Annotated in this window: 15 protein-coding genes; 8 read left to right on the forward strand and 7 right to left on the reverse strand. The window is 68.4% G+C overall.

All coding sequences use genetic code 11. The features are described from left to right. Positions 1-34 precede the first annotated feature (34 nt). Positions 35-1,063, forward strand: coding sequence for an MsnO8 family LLM class oxidoreductase (locus tag C8E99_RS11745; protein WP_115933444.1), 1,029 nt, complete (start codon positions 35-37; stop codon positions 1,061-1,063). Between the two features lie 38 nt (positions 1,064-1,101). Here the strand turns inward: C8E99_RS11745 and C8E99_RS11750 are convergent, their stop codons facing one another. After that, on the reverse strand, positions 1,102-1,536 hold the full coding sequence (locus C8E99_RS11750) for an OsmC family peroxiredoxin (protein WP_115932444.1): 435 nt from the start codon (positions 1,534-1,536) through the stop codon (positions 1,102-1,104). 290 nt (positions 1,537-1,826) lie between these two features. On the opposite strand from C8E99_RS11750, the gene C8E99_RS11755 reads away from it, so the two are divergent. The 4 genes from C8E99_RS11755 to C8E99_RS11770 are packed head-to-tail and all read left to right on the forward strand — an operon-like array spanning position 1,827 to position 5,536. Further along, positions 1,827-2,198: a hypothetical protein gene (locus C8E99_RS11755; RefSeq protein ID WP_115932445.1), complete on the forward strand. Its 372-nt coding sequence runs from the start codon at positions 1,827-1,829 to the stop codon at positions 2,196-2,198. A gap of 10 nt (positions 2,199-2,208) precedes the next feature. Beyond that, complete coding sequence (locus tag C8E99_RS11760) at positions 2,209-3,384, forward strand: hypothetical protein (protein ID WP_115932446.1); 1,176 nt, start codon at positions 2,209-2,211, stop codon at positions 3,382-3,384. After that, the gene (locus tag C8E99_RS11765; RefSeq protein WP_115932447.1) at positions 3,381-4,703 is read left to right on the forward strand and encodes a hypothetical protein; all 1,323 of its coding nucleotides are present in this window, start codon (positions 3,381-3,383) and stop codon (positions 4,701-4,703) included. The genes C8E99_RS11760 and C8E99_RS11765 overlap by 4 nt, the downstream gene beginning before the upstream one ends. Next, the gene (locus tag C8E99_RS11770) at positions 4,703-5,536 is read left to right on the forward strand and encodes a hypothetical protein (protein ID WP_115932448.1); all 834 of its coding nucleotides are present in this window, start codon (positions 4,703-4,705) and stop codon (positions 5,534-5,536) included. The genes C8E99_RS11765 and C8E99_RS11770 overlap by 1 nt, the downstream gene beginning before the upstream one ends. Before the next feature lie 40 nt (positions 5,537-5,576). On the opposite strand, the gene C8E99_RS11775 is transcribed toward C8E99_RS11770, so the two are convergent. Next, positions 5,577-6,572: an NADP-dependent oxidoreductase gene (locus C8E99_RS11775; protein WP_115932449.1), complete on the reverse strand. Its 996-nt coding sequence runs from the start codon at positions 6,570-6,572 to the stop codon at positions 5,577-5,579. Between the two features lie 363 nt (positions 6,573-6,935). On the opposite strand from C8E99_RS11775, the gene C8E99_RS11780 reads away from it, so the two are divergent. Further along, on the forward strand, positions 6,936-8,087 hold the full coding sequence (locus C8E99_RS11780) for a ScyD/ScyE family protein (protein ID WP_115932450.1): 1,152 nt from the start codon (positions 6,936-6,938) through the stop codon (positions 8,085-8,087). Positions 8,088-8,224: 137 nt separating this feature from the next. Here the strand turns inward: C8E99_RS11780 and C8E99_RS11785 are convergent, their stop codons facing one another. Continuing rightward, positions 8,225-9,124, reverse strand: a complete 900-nt coding sequence (locus C8E99_RS11785) for a LysR family transcriptional regulator (RefSeq protein ID WP_115932451.1) — start codon at positions 9,122-9,124, stop codon at positions 8,225-8,227. Positions 9,125-9,261: 137 nt separating this feature from the next. Here C8E99_RS11785 and C8E99_RS11790 point away from each other — a divergent pair, with 137 nt between their 5' ends. After that, complete coding sequence (locus C8E99_RS11790; RefSeq protein ID WP_115932452.1) at positions 9,262-10,380, forward strand: MBL fold metallo-hydrolase; 1,119 nt, start codon at positions 9,262-9,264, stop codon at positions 10,378-10,380. Next, on the forward strand, positions 10,377-11,735 hold the full coding sequence (locus tag C8E99_RS11795) for an MFS transporter (protein ID WP_115932453.1): 1,359 nt from the start codon (positions 10,377-10,379) through the stop codon (positions 11,733-11,735). Before C8E99_RS11790 ends, C8E99_RS11795 begins: the two co-directional genes overlap by 4 nt. A gap of 28 nt (positions 11,736-11,763) precedes the next feature. Here the strand turns inward: C8E99_RS11795 and C8E99_RS16070 are convergent, their stop codons facing one another. The 4 genes from C8E99_RS16070 to dnaB all read right to left on the reverse strand — a co-directional run bounded on the left by C8E99_RS16070 (position 11,764) and on the right by dnaB (position 16,932). Continuing rightward, entirely contained in the window at positions 11,764-13,788 is a 2,025-nt protein-coding gene (locus tag C8E99_RS16070; protein WP_211309037.1) for an FAD-dependent oxidoreductase, read from the reverse strand. A 113-nt stretch (positions 13,789-13,901) separates the two neighbouring features. Further along, positions 13,902-14,603 (reverse strand): hypothetical protein, encoded by a 702-nt coding sequence (locus tag C8E99_RS15925; RefSeq protein WP_170144595.1) that lies wholly within the window; start codon positions 14,601-14,603, stop codon positions 13,902-13,904. A 138-nt stretch (positions 14,604-14,741) separates the two neighbouring features. Further along, positions 14,742-15,485 carry a M50 family metallopeptidase gene (locus C8E99_RS11805; RefSeq protein WP_245952300.1) on the reverse strand — a complete coding sequence of 248 codons (744 nt, stop codon included), beginning with the start codon at positions 15,483-15,485 and terminating at the stop codon, positions 14,742-14,744. A 49-nt stretch (positions 15,486-15,534) separates the two neighbouring features. Continuing rightward, entirely contained in the window at positions 15,535-16,932 is a 1,398-nt protein-coding gene (gene dnaB / locus C8E99_RS11810; protein ID WP_371300600.1) for a replicative DNA helicase, read from the reverse strand. Positions 16,933-17,529: the final 597 nt, after the last annotated feature.

Here is a 17,529-nt window from a genome sequence, read left to right on the forward strand (position 1 = left end):
CAATATTCTGGGCGACGATCCCGTTATGCCGGACATGACCTCGCACCCCGCCACCCGCCTGCCCGTGTCCCTCCTCGACCGCGCCAACACGATCGAGGGGGCCAGCGAGGCCGAGGTGTTGAAGGGTGTCATCGCCCGGGCCCAACGGGCGGAGCAGCTGGGATACTCGCGGTTCTGGGTGGCCGAGCACCACGGTGTACCCGGCATTGCCGGCTCCACCCCAACACTGCTCATGTCCGCCATCGCCGCCGCCACGGACCGACTCCGCGTGGGCTCCGGCGGGGTCATGCTGCCGAACCACCAGCCCCTGGTCGTGGCCGAACAGACCGCCACCCTCCAAGCCCTGTTCCCCGGACGCATCGACCTGGGCCTAGGCCGCTCCGTCGGGTTCACCCCGGCCGTCCGGGCGGCACTGCGCCGGGACAAGGAGGCCGCGCAGCAGTTCCCGCAGGACCTCGCCGAACTACTGGGGTTCCTCGGCGGCACCGGTCCGTTCACCGCACGCCCGCAGGACCATGCCGCCACCCCGGTGTTCGTCCTGGCGACCGGGCAGGGGCTGCGCTGGGCCGCGGAGGCCGGGCTGGCCGTCGTCGTGGGCGGGCCGTCCCTGTATCAGCGCGGCGGCGAGGCGGGACATGAAGGCCTCGCCCGGTACCGCCGCGACTTCCGCCCATCACCATGGTTCGCGGAGCCCTACGTCATCGTCTCGGCGAACCTCGCCGTGGCGGATACCCGCGAGGCGGCGCGGGACCTGGTCCTACCGGAGGCCTGGGCGCTGGCCCAGTCGAGGGTCAAGGGCGAGTTCCGCGCCCTGGAACCCGCCAGGGACGTCCGGGCGGTGATGCGCGGCGAGGGCGACGCCGGCTCCGTTACCGACCGCGACCGGCGGCGCGTGGAGGAGAACCTCGCCTCCGGGATCCACGGCACCCCGGACGAGGTGCGCGAGGCGGTGGAGTCGCTGGTGGACTTCACCGGCGCCGATGAGCTGCTGGTGACCGGCGGCATGAGCGATCCGGCCGGCCAGCGCCGCTCGGACGAACTCGTGGCGGGGTTGTTCGCCTGAGAGGGCGACCACCCGGTCTCAGGCCACGCTGCCTGGCCTCAGGTCAGGGTGGCGTCCACGGTGATGTCCTTGACACCGGCGAGCGCCTGGGACACCGGGCACTGGTCCTTGGCCTGGTCCGCGATCTTCACGAAGTCCTCGGTGGAGATCCCCTCGACCTGTCCCTTGATGACCAGCATGATGCCGGTGATGCCGACGCCGGCCTCGAAGGTGACGTCCGCGGTGGTCTCCAGGTGGGTGGGGGCGGTGCCGTTCTCCTTGAGCATGTTGGAGAACTGCATGGTGTAGCAGGTGGAGTGGGCGGCGGCGAGCAGTTCCTCGGGGTTCGTGGTAGCGCCCGCCTCCTCGGCCCGGGCCTTCCAATTCACGTCAAAGGTGGCGGCCTTGGATGTCTCGAGGGCGGTGGTCCCGGAACCGGTGAACAGGTCACCGTCCCACTGGGTGCTGGCCTTGCTGACGATCGGACGGGGCATGAAGTTCCTCCTGTGACGTCTGGACGTGCCGGGTTGCCGGACCGGTGACGGTGCCGACGTGGCCACCGTATCGCCATCGGTGCCCGAATGTCAGGGTGTGCCGCGGCCGGGATCACCGGGTCGGCATCACGGAGTCGTCATCACCGTGCAGATCACATGGGTAGTTCTCCCCACTGCGGATCTCTGGACGCGTCCCTACAATCGAACGGTGAGCGCCGGTGACGGACCAGCCGGGGCCATTCGCGCATCAACGGCAGCATGCCAGAGGACGAAGAGGAGGGCGGCACACCATGGGCGCCTATGAGATTGACCCGGTGGGACTCGGCGCGGTGATGCTCAACGCCGACGTCCACGTCCAGAACCTCCGGGATGACAACACCTTGACCACGGCCTTGTCCTCGGCGGAGAGCGCCGCCAAGGACGTCTCCGTGGTGGTCGAGGCGCTGTCCTCGTTCGAGGCGAACCTCGCCATCCCCGCCAAGGACAACATCATCAGCCTGTGCGAAGGCCGGCTGGTGGCCACCCAGACCTTGGTGGATGCCTATGTCGAGGCCTCGGCGGAGCAGGGCGAGAACGCCCGCATCTCCAGCGAGGCGATCGACACGGCCCGGGACACCCTGGACCGGGACCAGTACGGTGCCGTCGACCTGAACGAGCTCTGAAGGAGATCCCATGGCGCGTTTCCCCCAACTGGACAAGCTGGACGACTGGCCGGATCCGCAGACCATCCGTGATGCCGCCACGGACTTGAACACGGCCGGGGAGAAATACAAGACGGAGGTCGACGGCGCCAGGACCGAGTGGAGCTCCGTCACGGACTACTACCAGACGGACACGGGCCTGCAGATCCAATTGGCCGGCGCATTCAACCTGCCCTCGGACCGGGCCGAGAACCTGGCCACAGCCCTGGGCGAGGCAAAGTCGGCGCTCAACACCTGGGCCGGAGCCGTCGAGGCGTTGGAGACCCGCAACACGGACGCACAGGCCGCGGCATCCGCCTTCCCCGGGGGGCTCACGAGTGACGAGCCGGCGTACCAAGAGGAGATCGACCGGATCAATGGCCTGATCAACGGGGTCGTCACCGACTACGAGACCGCCAACGATGCCTGCGCCCAGACCCTGACCGGCATCACGGTTCCCATTGCGAACGAGCACGGCCAGGCCTTGGGCTGGGGCGGCATCACCACCGGCTATTTCGAGACGATCCTCGGCCAGGTGCACTACGAGTACCAGCCGCCGACCACCCCCACCTTCAGCCGTCGAGAGTTCCTCCGAGGCCTGCCCAACCTGGCCCAGGGCCTGGACCCCGACGGCAGACCGGTCAAGCTCGACGTTCCCGAACCGGACTTCAACCGGGACATCCAGATGACGCACACCGGCACTGACGCCGATGGCAACCGCCTGCGGCAGCCGAACGGCATCCGGATCGGTGGAGGCGCCCTCTCCGTCCTGGCCGCCGGCTTCACGTTCGCCAGCGAACGGCAGAAGGCCGAAGAACGCCTCCTCCAGGAGAATCCGAACCTCAGTGAGGAGGAACTCGAGAACGAGGTCGGTCAGGAGACCCTGGTCCGCGGCGGCACGGCCATCGCCACCGGGGTCGCCACCGGGGCGATCATCGGCTCGGTGGTCCCCGGGGCCGGCACCCTGGTGGGCGCCGGCGTCGGCCTGGTCATCGGCACCGGTGTTGCCGTGGCCCTGGAGTTGTCCGGATGGCAGGACGACATCAACGATTTCGTCATGGACGGGTTCAACAAGTATGTTCCGGAGGGAATCCAAGAGGGGGTCGGCGAGGCCGGTGACTTCGTCGGCGATCTCGTGACCGGCAATTGGGGAGAACTGTTCGATTGAGCGACTCGGCCACCTGGCGGAACCTGTCCTGGCAAGACCTCACGTTCGAGGTGCCGTCCAGCTGGCGGCAGCTGCCCGGTCAGGACCTGACCGTGGTGCATCCGCTTCGGGAAGATCTGGACTACACGCCGACCTTCACGGCGCGCTACGTTCCCTCTCGAGGCCGGTCCCTGCCCCAGCTGGCATCCCTGGCCGCCGCCGTGCTGACCAGTACCGCACCGGACTGTCTGTGGCTGGACACGGCCCCCTTCCGCCTGTCCTCCGGGACAGAAGTCCGCAACGGCCGTCGTCAGGTCTTCCTCCACGCGTCCCCGGCGGGTGAACTGGTCAGCTACCAATGGCTCATCGAGGACGGCGAGCGCCTCCTGGAGATGTCCGCGCACTGCACCGTGGCCCAAAGCCGGCATCTGCAGCCACTCATGCTCCACCTGGGCGGTTCCGTGCGCCGGTCCGGTGACGGCTCTGCCGCCGGGGGTCCCGTCGCCCCGACGCCCTTCGACGCGCGCCTGTCCGGCTTCCCGGACCGGGAGCCCCGGCTCGACGCGTCGGCCTCGAAGGCCCACGGGATGCCACTGGAGACCCTGGACAAGGTCCGCGGCTTCCAGGCCTGGTCCCACGAGGGTGGCTGGTTCGACGACGCGTCCGTGCGCCGGGTCGAGGCCGGCGGCGTCCTGGATCCCGAGACCTACGCCGGCCTGGGGCTGTCCGGGACGGGTCGTGACCGTCCCGCGGAGTTGCAGACCCTCGACTCACCGCACCGGCACACGGCCGTGCTGCACACCCCCCGTGGTTCCAGCTCCGTGGACCTGAGGCTGTCCCGGGACGGCTTCGCGGGCTGGGCGGCCCCGGGCCTGGTCGCGATGCTGGACCCGGATCCCGCGGTGGAGGCACACCGGCTGGCCGCTGACCGCCAGTTCGTCTCCGGCGCCTGGGACGCCCTGCCGAAGGCGGTGCTGTCCTGGGCGGGGGTCACCCCCGCCTGGCTCGGCTGGCCACCGGTCACCGTGGACTGGTCGGCCATCGAGGACCACGCCGGCCCGGGCTCGTGTGCCTCTGGAACGGCCGGAACAGCGGCGGCGGCCGCACTGCCGGAACCGTTGCGGGACGGCCGTTGGTGGCTGCTGCGCCTGGCCGGTACGGATGCCACGCCCCAGCCCTGGCTCATGACAGAGCGCCACGGCTGCTTCGCCATCACCGGCGAGCCCGGGGACGATCAGGCCACCCTGGTTCAGGTCAGCGCCCTCACCGTCTTCACCAGCCTGGTCGAATACTGGGACGAAGCCACCCGCGGGGTCACCGGCGGGTCCGGAACCTCCTGATGTGGTTCTTCCTCCTCATCGGCGCGGCATTCCTGGTCTTGGGCTGGGGTGCCTACGCCGGCTGGAACCGACGGTGGCTCTCCCGACCGCTCATCTACGCCGGCCACCTTGGACCGGCCATGGTTCCCATGGGCGCCGGCTTCGTCCTGATGGGACTGTCCACTCCCGTTGCCGATCTCTTCGCCACCGGAGGCCCGACGACGGCCAGCGGCCTCGCCTGGTCCGTGGGCTTCTTCGGCGGGTTGGCCCTCGTGGTCGCCGGGCACTTCATGGGTACCTCGGGCATGCCCGCCCGATGGCGGCCCCGCTGGGTCCGTGCCCTGGAGGGCCTGGCCCCCCGGCCCGGGGACCCCGCGCCTGCACCGGGCGACTTGGCGCCGAGCTGGTCCACGGTGGCCACGGGCACGGATTCGACCCCCGGTCCGACCGACTACGCCCCACCTCTCGAACCGATCCCCCAGAGTTCGGTGCAAGCTGTCATCAACGCCGCCTGGGGTGGCGCCCGCTCCCGGCAGAAGGACCAGGGGCAGCTCGAGCTGCTGCAGCGGCTGAACCTGGTGGACAGCCGGCTCCATCCCACTCCGGCCGGAGCCCTGATGGCCGCGCGGCTCTACTGGGAGTCTGCCGACACCCTGGTCATCGAGGCCACCCCGCCGGGCCGCCGTAGCGTGGTGGTGACGCTCGTGGACCACGAGGTCGCGGTGCTCGAGTTCCGTCAGGACTGGGGCCGGCCTGCCGAGGCCGGTGCCGGCCTCGGAGGTTTCGACGTGGTGCCCTATCGTTCCGAGGAGCACCTCGGCGAACTCCTGCGGCCCTGGGTCACCGCGGTCTGAACCACCGCCCTCTGAACCGCCACCTACGTTCCCCGCGTCCTCAGCCGGTCACCACCACATTCCCCACGGGACTGCCGGACTCGACGGTGGCCACCGCCTCCGCCGCCTCAGAGAACGGATAGACGGTGGAGACCACGGGGGTGAAGTGTCCCGCGGCCACCAGGTCGGCGACCTGCGCGTAGACCGCGGAGGTGCGGCGGCGGGTGACGGGCGCACCGCCGAGTTCCCGGGCCAGATCGTAGTCGGCCACACTGCGCAGTGGCAGCACGCTCGAATGGCTCGGGCCGGACGGTGCCCGCTCTACCCTTCCCCACCCGGATCCCCGCCCGGACCCTCCTGCTCCGCTGCCGGCCCGGAGAAGTCCGGCGGTTTCGCGCAGGGTGTCACCACCCACGGTGTCGATCACGCCGTCCACCCCGTCCGGGGCCAGGGCCCGCACCCGCTCGGTCCAGCCGTCTCCCTTGACCACATGGCGCGCGCCCAGTTCCTCGACGATCGGCCGCTTGGATTCCGAGGCCACGCCCAGCACGGTCAGCCCGCGGTCCCGGGCCAAGCCGCAGGCGGCCGTTCCCACACCGCCCCCGGCGCCGAGCACCACGAGCGTGGCGCCCTCGGGAAGATCGAGCTCGCCCAGGGCGTCGAAGGCGGTGCACACGGACACCGGCAGGGAGGCCGCCTGTTCAGCGGAGACCGCCTCGGGCCGCAGGGCCGTGCCGGCCGCACTGAGCAGGACCTGTTCGGCGAACCCACCGGTCCCGGCCGCCGTCGAGCCGAACACCGCGTCTCCGGGACGGAACTCGGTGACCCCGGGGCCGACGTCGAGCACCTCACCGGCCGCCTCACGGCCCATGGGCATGGGGAACCGGACCTCGATCCGATCCCGGCGCAACCCGGACCGGACCTTGATGTCCGCCGGGTTCACGCCAGCCGCGGCCAGGCGGATCAGCACCTGCCCCTCACCGGGCGTCGGGTCCTCCATCTCGAGGTGGTGCATGACCTCAGGACCGCCGTACTCCGTGTATCCGAAAGCTCGCATGCGGTCATCTAACCAGGTCCCGCCAGTGAACGGAGGCCGGTCTGCGCGGCGCCGGTCCCCGATCATGCCCTGGTGGCGAGCCACCGGGTGAGCAGCCTCGAACCTACCTGGCTCGAACGTACCTGAAATGCGGGCATTCGAGAGCTTGACATCACCTGACATGGACTGTTGCTGCCGCCGGACCGGGCCCGGTCCGGCGGCGGATTTCCGGGCGGTGACCGGGGATGGACCGGCCTGCCGTCGCGGCCATACTCTCCTGCTGTTCCCGCGCACTGAAGGCCTCCCCCGGCTCCGCGCGCAGGCACTGGCCCGTCCCGCCCGGGACGGTCCACTCGCAGCCGTTTCACCCTTCGGAGGACCCCCATGCGCACGTCCCGTGCGGCAGCCGCGGCCAGTTGTCTGGCCCTCGCCGTCACCCTCATCGCAGCACCCGCCCAGGCCCATTCGCCCACCCCACCCGCCCCGGAGACGGTGGCGCAGGGCCTCGTCGGGCCCCTGTCCGTCGCAGCCGGCCACCACGGTTCGGCCTACGTCACCCAGAGCTTCACGGGCACCCTGTCCAAGGTCAGCAGACGGGGGACTGTCACCACCGTCCACCAGATGCGGCCTCCCGTCAGCGAGGAGATGCCCAACGAACTGGTCGGCATCGACGTTGCTAAGGGGTCCACCTTCCACATCGAGTCCGATTTCGGTCGCGGCCCCACCAGCCACCTCGTCAAGACCTCCGAGCGTGGAAAGCGGACCGTGGCCAGCCGGGACTTCATCGCCCACGAGAACCGCAACAACCCCGATCGTCGGCAGACGTACGGGCTGCGCGGGCTGGACGCCACCTGTGCCGCCGAGGTGGCGGTGCTCGAGGAGGCCACCGGCCTACACCTCAATCGCTACCGGGGCATCGTGGAGTCCCACGCCTACCAACTCGATGTCCACGGGAACACCGCCTATGTGGCCGACGCCGCCGCGAACGCGATCCTCAAGGTCGACCTGAAGACCCGGCGCATCTCCACCGTGGCCGTCCTTCCCACCACCACCATCACGATGACGCCGGAACTGAAGGCCGGCTTCGATGCTCAACTGGGTGCCCCGGAATCGGGCCTGGCCGTGCCGGACTGCGTCGTCGGGGCGGACTACACCGTTGAACCGGTGCCCACGGACGTGCGGGTCGGACGCGATGGGAACCTGTACGTCTCCACGCTCCAGGGCAGCGCTGGAGAGATGGTGCCGATCAGCACGGTGTACCGGGTCAATCCGTGGTCAGGGAAGGCCCGGGCCGTGGCCAGTGGCATGCATGGCACCACCGGACTGGACGTGGACCGGAACGGGGACATCGTGGTGGCCGAGATGTTCGGCGGGGAGGTCTCCGTCATCAGGAAGGGCAAGACGTCGGCCACCACCCTCTTCGCGGCAGAGTCACCCGCCGATGTGGCCTTCGGCGGCTCCACCCTCTATGCCACCACGGGAACGTTCGGCAATGGTTCCCTGGTGACGTACGAACGGAAGGGGGGCCGCGGCTGACCGCTCCTCGTCGGCTGGGTCGGGTTCCGCAGGTCCACACCCGCAGAGCCCGGCCCAGCGGCGGGTCGCGCTGGTGCCGGATACCACTGGCGCCAGGTACGACTGCCGCCGCAGCCATAACGAACAGCCCTACGCCCCTACGCCCGGGTCGCCTCCTTGATCAGTTCCATGACAGCCCTGATCTTGCGCAGCCGTTCCGCCCCCGGCGCGTGCAGGGCACACAGGTGATTGGGGAGCAGGTCATTGGCGAGCGGCTTGTACACCACCTCGAGGCCGTCCACCGTGGTCGCACTGGCGGGCGGTGCGTTCGTCAGGGAATATCCGAGGCCACGGGCCACCAGGGATCGAATGGTCTCCATGGAGGACAGCGTCCACCGGATGTTCAGTTCCAACCCCAATCGGTGTGCCTGGGCCGTGATCCGCTCCACGGCTGGGGGGCCGTCCAGCAGGATCGCCGGTTCAGCTGCGATCTGGCCCCAGTCGACCGACTCCCTCTGGGCCGCGGGATGGCCTGCCGGCAGGACGGCGTGAAGCCGGACCTCACGCAAGGGCGTCATCGAGAGATCCGCCCCCACCTGGAGTGAGTACACCAGGGCCAGATCGAACCTGCCCGCACGCATCTCCTCTTGGAGCCATACGGCGGAGCCCTCCACCAACTGCAGTTCCAACTGCGGATACCGCTCATCGCAGAGCTGGGCCAGAGGAGGCAAAACCAGCTTGGCGAGGTCATGGAGACATCCCACGCGCAGCGTCCCGGAGAGCTCATGCAAGGTCTCCGTCGCGGCAGCCTGAGCCGCCTCGGCCGCCTCGACACACGTGCGAGCGTGTGCTGCGAAGGCCAGGGCCACGGACGTCGGAACCAGGGAAGACCCATGGCTCCGGAGGAACAACGGGGCGCCGAGTGACCTCTCCAATTGGGCGACAGCCATGGATGTGGCGGATTGGGACGCGTGGCAACGCTTGGCCGCCTTGGTCATAGACCCCGTGTCCAGGGCGGCCAAGAAGTACTCCATCTGGCGCAACGTCAGGTCCATCATCAGCTCCTCTGATAGCCACCATCAAATATACAAGCTTGGTGGATGATGTGATGTGGATCATGCTGGAACACAACGGTTTAGAAACTCTACGATTCGGCCGCCACTCTCTCGGGAAGGGCGGTGGAAGGAGATCCAGCATGCGAACACCTCTGCCTGAATCCGCAGCATCTGCACTCAATCCGCACATCATCACGCTGGGCACGGCGGGCGGTCCTCGCTGGTGGACTCGCGGCAAGCCCCAACAACGGTGTGGCATCTCCACAGCGGTCGTGGTGGGAGACGGGTTCTATCTCGTCGACTGCGGCCACGGCGTGGGTCGGCGCCTCAACGAGGCCGGACTGGACATGGGCGACTTGCGCGGGGTGTTCATCACCCATTTGCATTCCGACCACACCGTCGACCTCGGCAGCCTGGCGCTGTTCGGTCTCTACGAGATGCTCGACCGCCAGGACCGCCCGGTCAAGATCATGGGCCCCGGGAATCGCGGCATTCTCCCGGAGGTCTCTCCCCGAGCCGTCCGGCAACCGCAGCCGCTGAACCCGGAGAACCCCACTCCGGGCACGCGAGACATGTTCAGGACCTTGATGAACGCCCATGCCACTGATCTCAATGACCGCATCCTCGACAGCCTGCGGCCCAATCCCTTGGACCTCTTCGACGTCGAGGACATCGAACTCCCCGGAGGCCTCGGCTATCACCCGAATGACCGCCCCACACCGGAGATGGACCCCTTCGTCATCTATCGGGACGAGCGCGTCACGGTGAGCGCGATCCTCGTGGAGCATCCCCCGGTCGCTCCGGCCTTCGGTTTCCGTTTCGAGACGGCGGAAGGGTCGGTGACGTTCTCCGGTGACACGGCGGAGACGGCGAACATGGTCCGATTGGCCCAGGGCACCGACCTGTTGCTGCACGAGGCCATTGACTTCGGATTCGTGGAATCGATGTACGCGGACAAGGCCGATGAGGCCTCCCGCGCCTCGCGGGACCACCACTACAAATCCCACACGTCCGTTGAAGGCGCAGCCCGGATCGCGACGGCGGCCGGTGCCCGCCAGCTGGCCTTGCACCACCTGGTCCCGGGAACGGCTGACCGGTCTGTCTGGGAACGTGGCGAAGCACTCTTCACCGGCCCGTTCCATGTCCCCGACGATCTTCAGGTCATCCCCTTCGGAACACCTCACCACACAGCGCCATCCCCGGCCGGAGTCGACCTTCCGGCCGCCTCAGAACCCCGTCAGGACGTGATGATTCCATGAGCGAGACCACCACAGCCACACCGTCCACGCCGTCGGAGCTTCCCAGCGAAGGACCGGAGAGGACGGTGACCACAGCGACGTCACTGAACAACAAGGACATGCGCCGGATCCTCTCCTCGAGCTTCATCGGCACGGCCATCGAGTACTACGACTTCATCCTCTACGCCACCGCCGCATCTGTGGTCTTCAACCAGGTGTTCTTCACCGGCCTGGATCCGGCCGTCGCCATGTTCGCCTCGTTCGGAACCCTGGCGGCCGGTTACCTGGCGCGTCCACTCGGCGGTGTGGTGTTCGGCCACTTCGGTGACCGCATCGGGCGCAAGAAGATGTTGGTGTTGTCCATGATGATCATGGGCGGGGCCACCGTGCTCATCGGCCTGTTGCCGACCACGGCGACCATCGGTGTCGCAGCACCCATCATTCTGATCTCCTTGCGCGTGATCCAGGGCATTGCGGTCGGAGGCGAGTGGGGCGGTGCCGCCCTCATGGCGCTGGAGCATGCTCCACAGAAATCCCGTGGGTTCGCCACCTCCTTCGCCAATGCGGGAGCTCCAGCCGGCGCCATCCTGGCGACGCTGGTGGTGTCCGCCGTCTCGGCCGCCACCGGCGACCAGTTCCTGGAGTGGGGATGGCGGATTCCCTTCCTGCTCTCGGCAGTCCTGATCCTCGTGGGCATGGTGATCCGCCTCAAGGTCTCCGAATCCCCGGTCTTCCAGAAGCTCTCGGAAGAGAGCGAGGCGCGCAAGCTGCCCATCGTGGAGGTCATCCAGAATCACTGGCGCGCCGTGGTACTGGCTTTGGCCGCGGCCATGGGGTTCTACGTCTGCCAGGCGATCCTCACGGTGTGGGGCGTCTCCGTGGCGGTCGAGCAGGGCCTGGACCGGTCAGCCGTCTTGAACTGGAAGGCCGGAGCAGCCGCCCTCACGCTCGTCGTCACCTTCTGGGCCGCACGCATGTCGGACCGCATCGGACGCCGTCGGATGCTGACCATCGCCGGGGTGATCGGCATCGTCTCGGCCTACCCGCTCGTCCTGCTGCTCACCACCGGAACCATGTGGAGCTTCGCCCTCGCCATGATCCTTGGCAATGGCATCGTGCAGGGACTGCTCTACGGACCGATCGGCGCCTTCGTCGCAGAACAGTTCCCGGGGAAGGTGCGGTACACCGGCGCATCCCTGGCGTACCAGGGCGCCTCCGTGGTCGGTGCCGGCTTCACCCCGATGATCGCGGCAGGCCTCATGATCGTCGCCGGTGGATCGGCGGTGCTCGTCGGAGCCTTCTGGGCCGGGATGCTGGTGATCTGCACGCTTGCCGTCCTGCTCACCAAGGAGTCCAGCCGCAGGGACCTCCTCTGACCGTACGGTCGGCAGCGTGACCCCTCCCTCACCCGAACGGGATTTCACCGCGCAGAGAATCGAGGTCCCTGACCCGCTCGAGCCCCGTCCTCTCGATGAGCTTCCGGGCCGGTTTCACCGACTCCCAGACGTTCCACAGCAGCACGCCCCGGACCGCGCCGATCTGATTCACGTAGTAGACCACGCCAGTGGAGTGGTCCGGTTGGCTGTCATCCCCCACGGCCCAATCCTCGACCGTCCGGTGGCGGGTGTCCACCTCGCCGACGGCCTCATAGCCGAAGTCGAACAAGTCGGACCAGAAGAACGGCGTGGTGCGGTAGGGCCGGTCCGCACCGGCCATGTTTCGCCCGGCCACCGTGCCCATGGTCTCGGCCGCGGACGCATGCTCCACCCGGCGGACCCCCAGCAACCGGTCCGGGTAGCGGGCGACATCTCCCGCCGCGTAGATGCTGTGCGCCCCGGTCCGCAAGTGGTCGTCCACCAGGATCCCGTCGTCCACCGCAAGCCCGGCGGCCCGGGCCAGTTCGGTGCGCGGGGACACCCCCACCCCGACGACGGCCGCGTCCGCCGCGATCTCGGTCCCGTCCTCGAGGCGGACGGTCACCCCCTTGCGCCGGGTGGAGCCGCCGGCGAGCCGCCCGACCACCAGTTCGACACCGCGGTCACTGAACTCCCGGGTGACCGTGTGGGCCAACGAGTCGGGGAACAAGTGAGCCAGCAGCGGAACGGAGGTGACCACGAAGGTGACCCGGACCCCGTTCTGGGTCAGCACGGCCGCGAGCTCGGAGCCGATGTACCCGCCGCCCACCACGACCACGTGCACCCCGGCCCGGGTGAGTTCGCGCAGTCGCCGGAAGTCGTCCACGGTCCGGTAGTAGAGGACCCGCGAGCCGGGTTCGAGCCCGGTTAGACGGGGTGCAGCCCCGGTGGCCAGCAGCAGTTTGCCGTAGCGGACACGCTGCCCGCCGTCGAGGGCGAGTGAGCGGTCGTCCGGGTTCAGGGAGGTCACCGTGGTGCCGAGATGAAGCTCGGTGCTCTCATCCGGGGTCTTCGCCGCACCGGGCGCCTCGGACAGCATGAGCGATTCCTCCAGGCTGGCGTCCTCCTTCAGCCACAAGGTCTTGGAGAGGTCCGGGCGGTACACCGGGGCGGAGGGATCCTCGCCGAACACCCCGATGCTCCCGGCCTGGTCCTCGGCCCGGATACCGTCGATGGCCTTGGCGGCGGCCATCCCGGCACCGACGATCACGTAGTCGTAGCCGTCCCGGACGGCGTGCGGCCGGGTGCCGGCCAGCCACTGATCCAGCGTGACCTCGTCCACGAGCCCGTCCTCGGGGATGAGCCCGCCCGAGGCGATGGCACGGCCGAACAGGGGCACCTCCAGGATCCTCTTCGGGCTCTTGCCGCCGAGGGAACCCCGCACCGCCAGCATCCTCCGGGCCACGTCGGCCGCCGTGGCGACCTCCGGTCCGCGGATGGCCACCTCCCGCACCTCGTGCCCGGTCCGTCCGTCGGGCTTCCGGGCCACCTCGTCCGCCACCAACCGGGCCACGGAGGCCGCGGAGACGGCTGCCATGCGCATCGTCGGGAGGACGGCGACCGGGCCCACGGTGGTCCGCCGGAGGATGGTGGGGACCAGCTCGAACCACTGAGTCGAATGGATGATGGTCACGGGCAGCCCCGAGGAACGGTAGGCGTGCTCCTGCGCCGCCTTGCCACGGTAATACCCGTACGTCTTGTTCACGGCCGGATCGGCCGCCCCCGCGATCGAGACGCAGACCAGCCGCCCGACGCCGGCCCGGCGGGCCGCCGCGCAGACGTTGCCGGCCGTCGTCGTGAAGTACTCGATCGCCGCGGCGGCCCTCAGGGTCTCCCGGTTCAGCGCATCCACCACGGCGTCCGCGCCGGCGAGTGCGGCCTCGAGCCCCTCGCCCGTCACCGCGTCCACCCCCGAGCTGCGGCTGGCGGCGAGGACCTCATGGCCGAACTCGCGCAGGCGCGTGGTGATGAGTGTTCCGATGGTTCCGGTGGCCCCGAGCACGACGACCTTCATCGTCCGCATGGTAGGTGCGCGGGCCCCTCGGATGTCAGGTCCCGTCGACGTGCCGGGCCGGCCGGGCGTACAGGCCGGGTGTTCAGGCCGAGTGTTCAGGCCGGGCACGTCCGTCAGGAGAGCTGGCCGAAGTGATCCGGGAACTCCCGGGCGAAGTCGAACGCCGAGATGCCGTAGACGTTCCGGTAGTGCTCCAGCCATGCCGGGATCAACCACACCCGCTGCAGGAATTGCCAGTGCTGGGGCTGGCGAACCAGAGCCCACGTGGCGAACAGCAGCTCGGCCAGGTCCGAATCCACCATGAAATTGCGCTGGCCCTCGGGCGTGACCCCCAGCATCACCAGCCGGCCGGGCTCGATCATCTGGCATTCGAGCAGGTCGTCCCAGCCCCACCACAGGAGACCCGCAGCGGTCCTCAGGTAGAACCCGTACTGATTCACGAACACGGATCCCTGGTCGAACGGACGCCAGTCCGCCTGGGACATCCGTTGGGCGTCCGAGCGGCGCCGCGAGTTGCCGATGGCTCGCCCGAGGGCAGCTCCGGCGGTGAGGGCCAGGCCGAGCCGGCCGGTGGCCAGGAAGACGCCGCTGGTGTGGACGTAGCTCCCGTCCCCTCCCGATCCATAGACGGCGCGGCGAAACGGGGCACTCGCGATGATTCGGTTGTCCGGGAACGTTCCGGACACGGCGAAGTCCACGGGGACGGGATGGATCTGGTCGAACTCCCCGTGGGCATAGGCGTGCATCACCTGGGCCGTCCTCAGCAGCATCTGATCCCGGGCAGTCCAGGGCTCCCCCGGTGCGTAGGTCCCCATGACTCCACCTTAACGGCCATCGGTGCCGCCGATGGCACTATCCACAGGTCGGGGGTCGGGGAAGGTTCGACCGTGTCACGGTCGGCGCCAGTCCACGCTGTCCAGGTGCGAGCCCGGGCGGTGAGGCCGGACACCCCACTAGGGCACGGGCGCCAGCATCCATCCGCCGGTCACCAGGCAGCCGACGCAGACGAGCCAGAACACCCCGGTCCATACAGCGGCCGGGACGTGGGTCAGGCGGGACAGTTGGTCGACGTCGCTGGCCAGGCCGGCCGCAGAACCGCCGCGGCCACCGGCCGCGCGGCGCATCCGGTGCCGCTGCCGCTGCAGCTCCACCACGGAGCGGGGAGCCGCCAGGAGCAGGGAGAAAACCACCAGGTGTGCGGCGGCCACCAAGACGACGGTCGAGGCCAGCCAGGACAACGCCCCCACGGCCACGCCGGTCGCCAGCACCACCCACAGCCCATAGAGGTTGCGGATCATCAGCAGCATCAACGCACAGGTCAGGACCAGCAGCCACAGCCACCCGGCGGCATAACCGGCCCCTACGAGCCAGGCGCCCGCCAGGCCCACGAGCGCAGGGGCCGGATAGCCGGCTGCCAGGGTCAGCACCATCCCGAGTCCACGCGGCCTGCCGCGGGACAGGGTCACCCCAGAGGTGTCAGAATGCAGCCGGATGCCACTGAGCCGGCGGCCGGCGAGCACGGCCACCAACGCGTGCCCGGCCTCGTGCACCAGGGTCACCACGTGCCGCACCACGCGGTAGCCGGGCGGGGTCCAGGCCAACACCAGCGCGACGCCGGCCATCGCGAGCGCGACGGGCCAGTCCAGGGGTGCGTGGGCGGCGGTGGCCCGCGCCCAGAGATCCGCTAGCAGTTCCATCAGCAGGTCCATGAGCGGCGCGGGGAGCACAGAGGTGCCGTGGGCACCGTCAGAACCCGCCGGCGTCGGGAGCCATGTTGGAGAACCGTGAGTAGTGGCCCTGGAAGCCGAGCACGATGGTCTTGGTGGGGCCGTTACGGTGCTTGGCCACGATCAGGTCCGCCTCGCCCGCGCGGGGGGACTCCTTGTCATAGATGTCCTCGCGGTGCAGCAGGATGACCATGTCCGCGTCCTGCTCGATCGAGCCCGATTCACGCAGGTCGGACACCTGCGGCTTCTTGTCCGTGCGCTGCTCGGAACCACGGTTCAGCTGGGACAGTGCTATCACCGGGACGTCGAGCTCCTTCGCCAGCAGCTTCAGGGCACGGGAGAACTCGGCGACCTCCTGCTGGCGTGACTCGACCTTCTTGCCGGAGCTCATCAGCTGCAGGTAGTCGAGGATCACGAGCTTGAGGTCGTGCTTCTGCTTCAGGCGTCGGCACTTGGCACGGATCTCCATCATGGACATGTTCGGGGAGTCGTCGATGAAGAAGGGGGAGTCATTGAGCCGACCGACGGTGGCGGCGATCTTGGACCACTGCTCGTCCCGGATGGTGCCCTTGCGCAAGTCCTGCAATGCGATGGTGGCCTCGGCCGAGAGCAGTCGCATCGCGATCTCGTTCTTGCCCATCTCGAGGGAGAAGAACACGGACGTCATGTTGTTCTTGATGGCGGCGGCACGCGCGAAATCCAGGGCGAGCGTGGACTTGCCGACGGCGGGGCGGGCGGCGATGACGATCATCTGGCCGCCGTGCAGGCCCTGGGTCAGTTCGTCGAACTCATAGAAGCCGGTGGGGACACCGGTCATACCCTCGCCTTGGGACCCCGCAGCCTCGATCTCGTCCACCGTGTGCTCGAGGATCCCGGACAGCGCCACGTAGTCCTCGGACTGGCGGGTTTCGGCGACCTTGTAGATCTCCGCCTGGGCCTCGTTGACGATCTCCTCGACCTCGCCGTCCTGGCCGTAGCCCATCTGGACGATCTTGGTGCCGGCCTGGACCAGGCGGCGGAGCACACCCTTTTCGCGGACGATCTCGGCGTAGAAGCCCGCATTGGCGGCAGTGGGGACCGATTGGATGAGTTCGTGGAGGACGGCCGGGCCCCCGATGCGGGAGAGTTCCTGCCGCTTGTTGAGCAGGTCCGCCACCGTGACGGCGTCAGCGGGCTCACCGCGGCCGTAGAGGTCGATGACCGCCTCATAGATCATCTCGTGGGCCGGCTTGTAGAAGTCGTTGCCCCGCAACAGCTCCACGACGTCCGCGATGGCGTCCTTGGAGAGCATCATGCCCCCGAGCACGGATTGCTCGGCCACCAGATCCTGCGGTGGAAGAAGATGGGCCCGCGAGCCGCCGGCGCCGTCGGTGGAATCAAAATCCTCTGATGCCAAGTACTCGATTCCCTTTCCCATACCGGACGGCCCGGCAAACTCCTCGCGGTGCGAATTTCCCCAGAGGAATCCGCCGCACCGGTTACCCCGAAGCGGCGGATTCCGCAGACGATGTAGTGCCGGATGTGCGCTGTGAACCCCAGCCAATACCCGGCTCCGCCTGAAGGGGATACCAGGAGACACTACTCGCCGGTCGCCCCTCCCTCAACCAGGTAATCCACATAGTCTGTGGATAACGTGTGGATTCAGCGGCGTGTTGTGTGCACAGCGTGGGGACAACTCCGGGGATTAGCCTGTGTATTCCGCAGCATTCACGATCTGACAAGGAGGTTTATGTACTGACGGCTGTGGATAGAAAAGAATTTGCTTGGGGATTACGGGTGGCGATCTAGCACCACAGGCGGCATTGGTGCAACCTGGAGGCCGTGCTCTTCAGAGTTATCCACAGCTTGTCCACATGGTTTGTATCCGTGGTTGTATGCTCCGATACCGCTCGTTCCGGCCACCCGGGGAACCTGTAGGCACCCGCGTTGTCACATCCGTCACGCCCGGCACCTACTCAGCCTCTATTGGTCTCCCGGTGCTTTCACATTCCCTCCCGTTGTAGGGACTGGGATG

This window comes from Citricoccus muralis (assembly GCF_003386075.1).
GTDB lineage: Bacteria > Actinomycetota > Actinomycetes > Actinomycetales > Micrococcaceae > Citricoccus > Citricoccus muralis.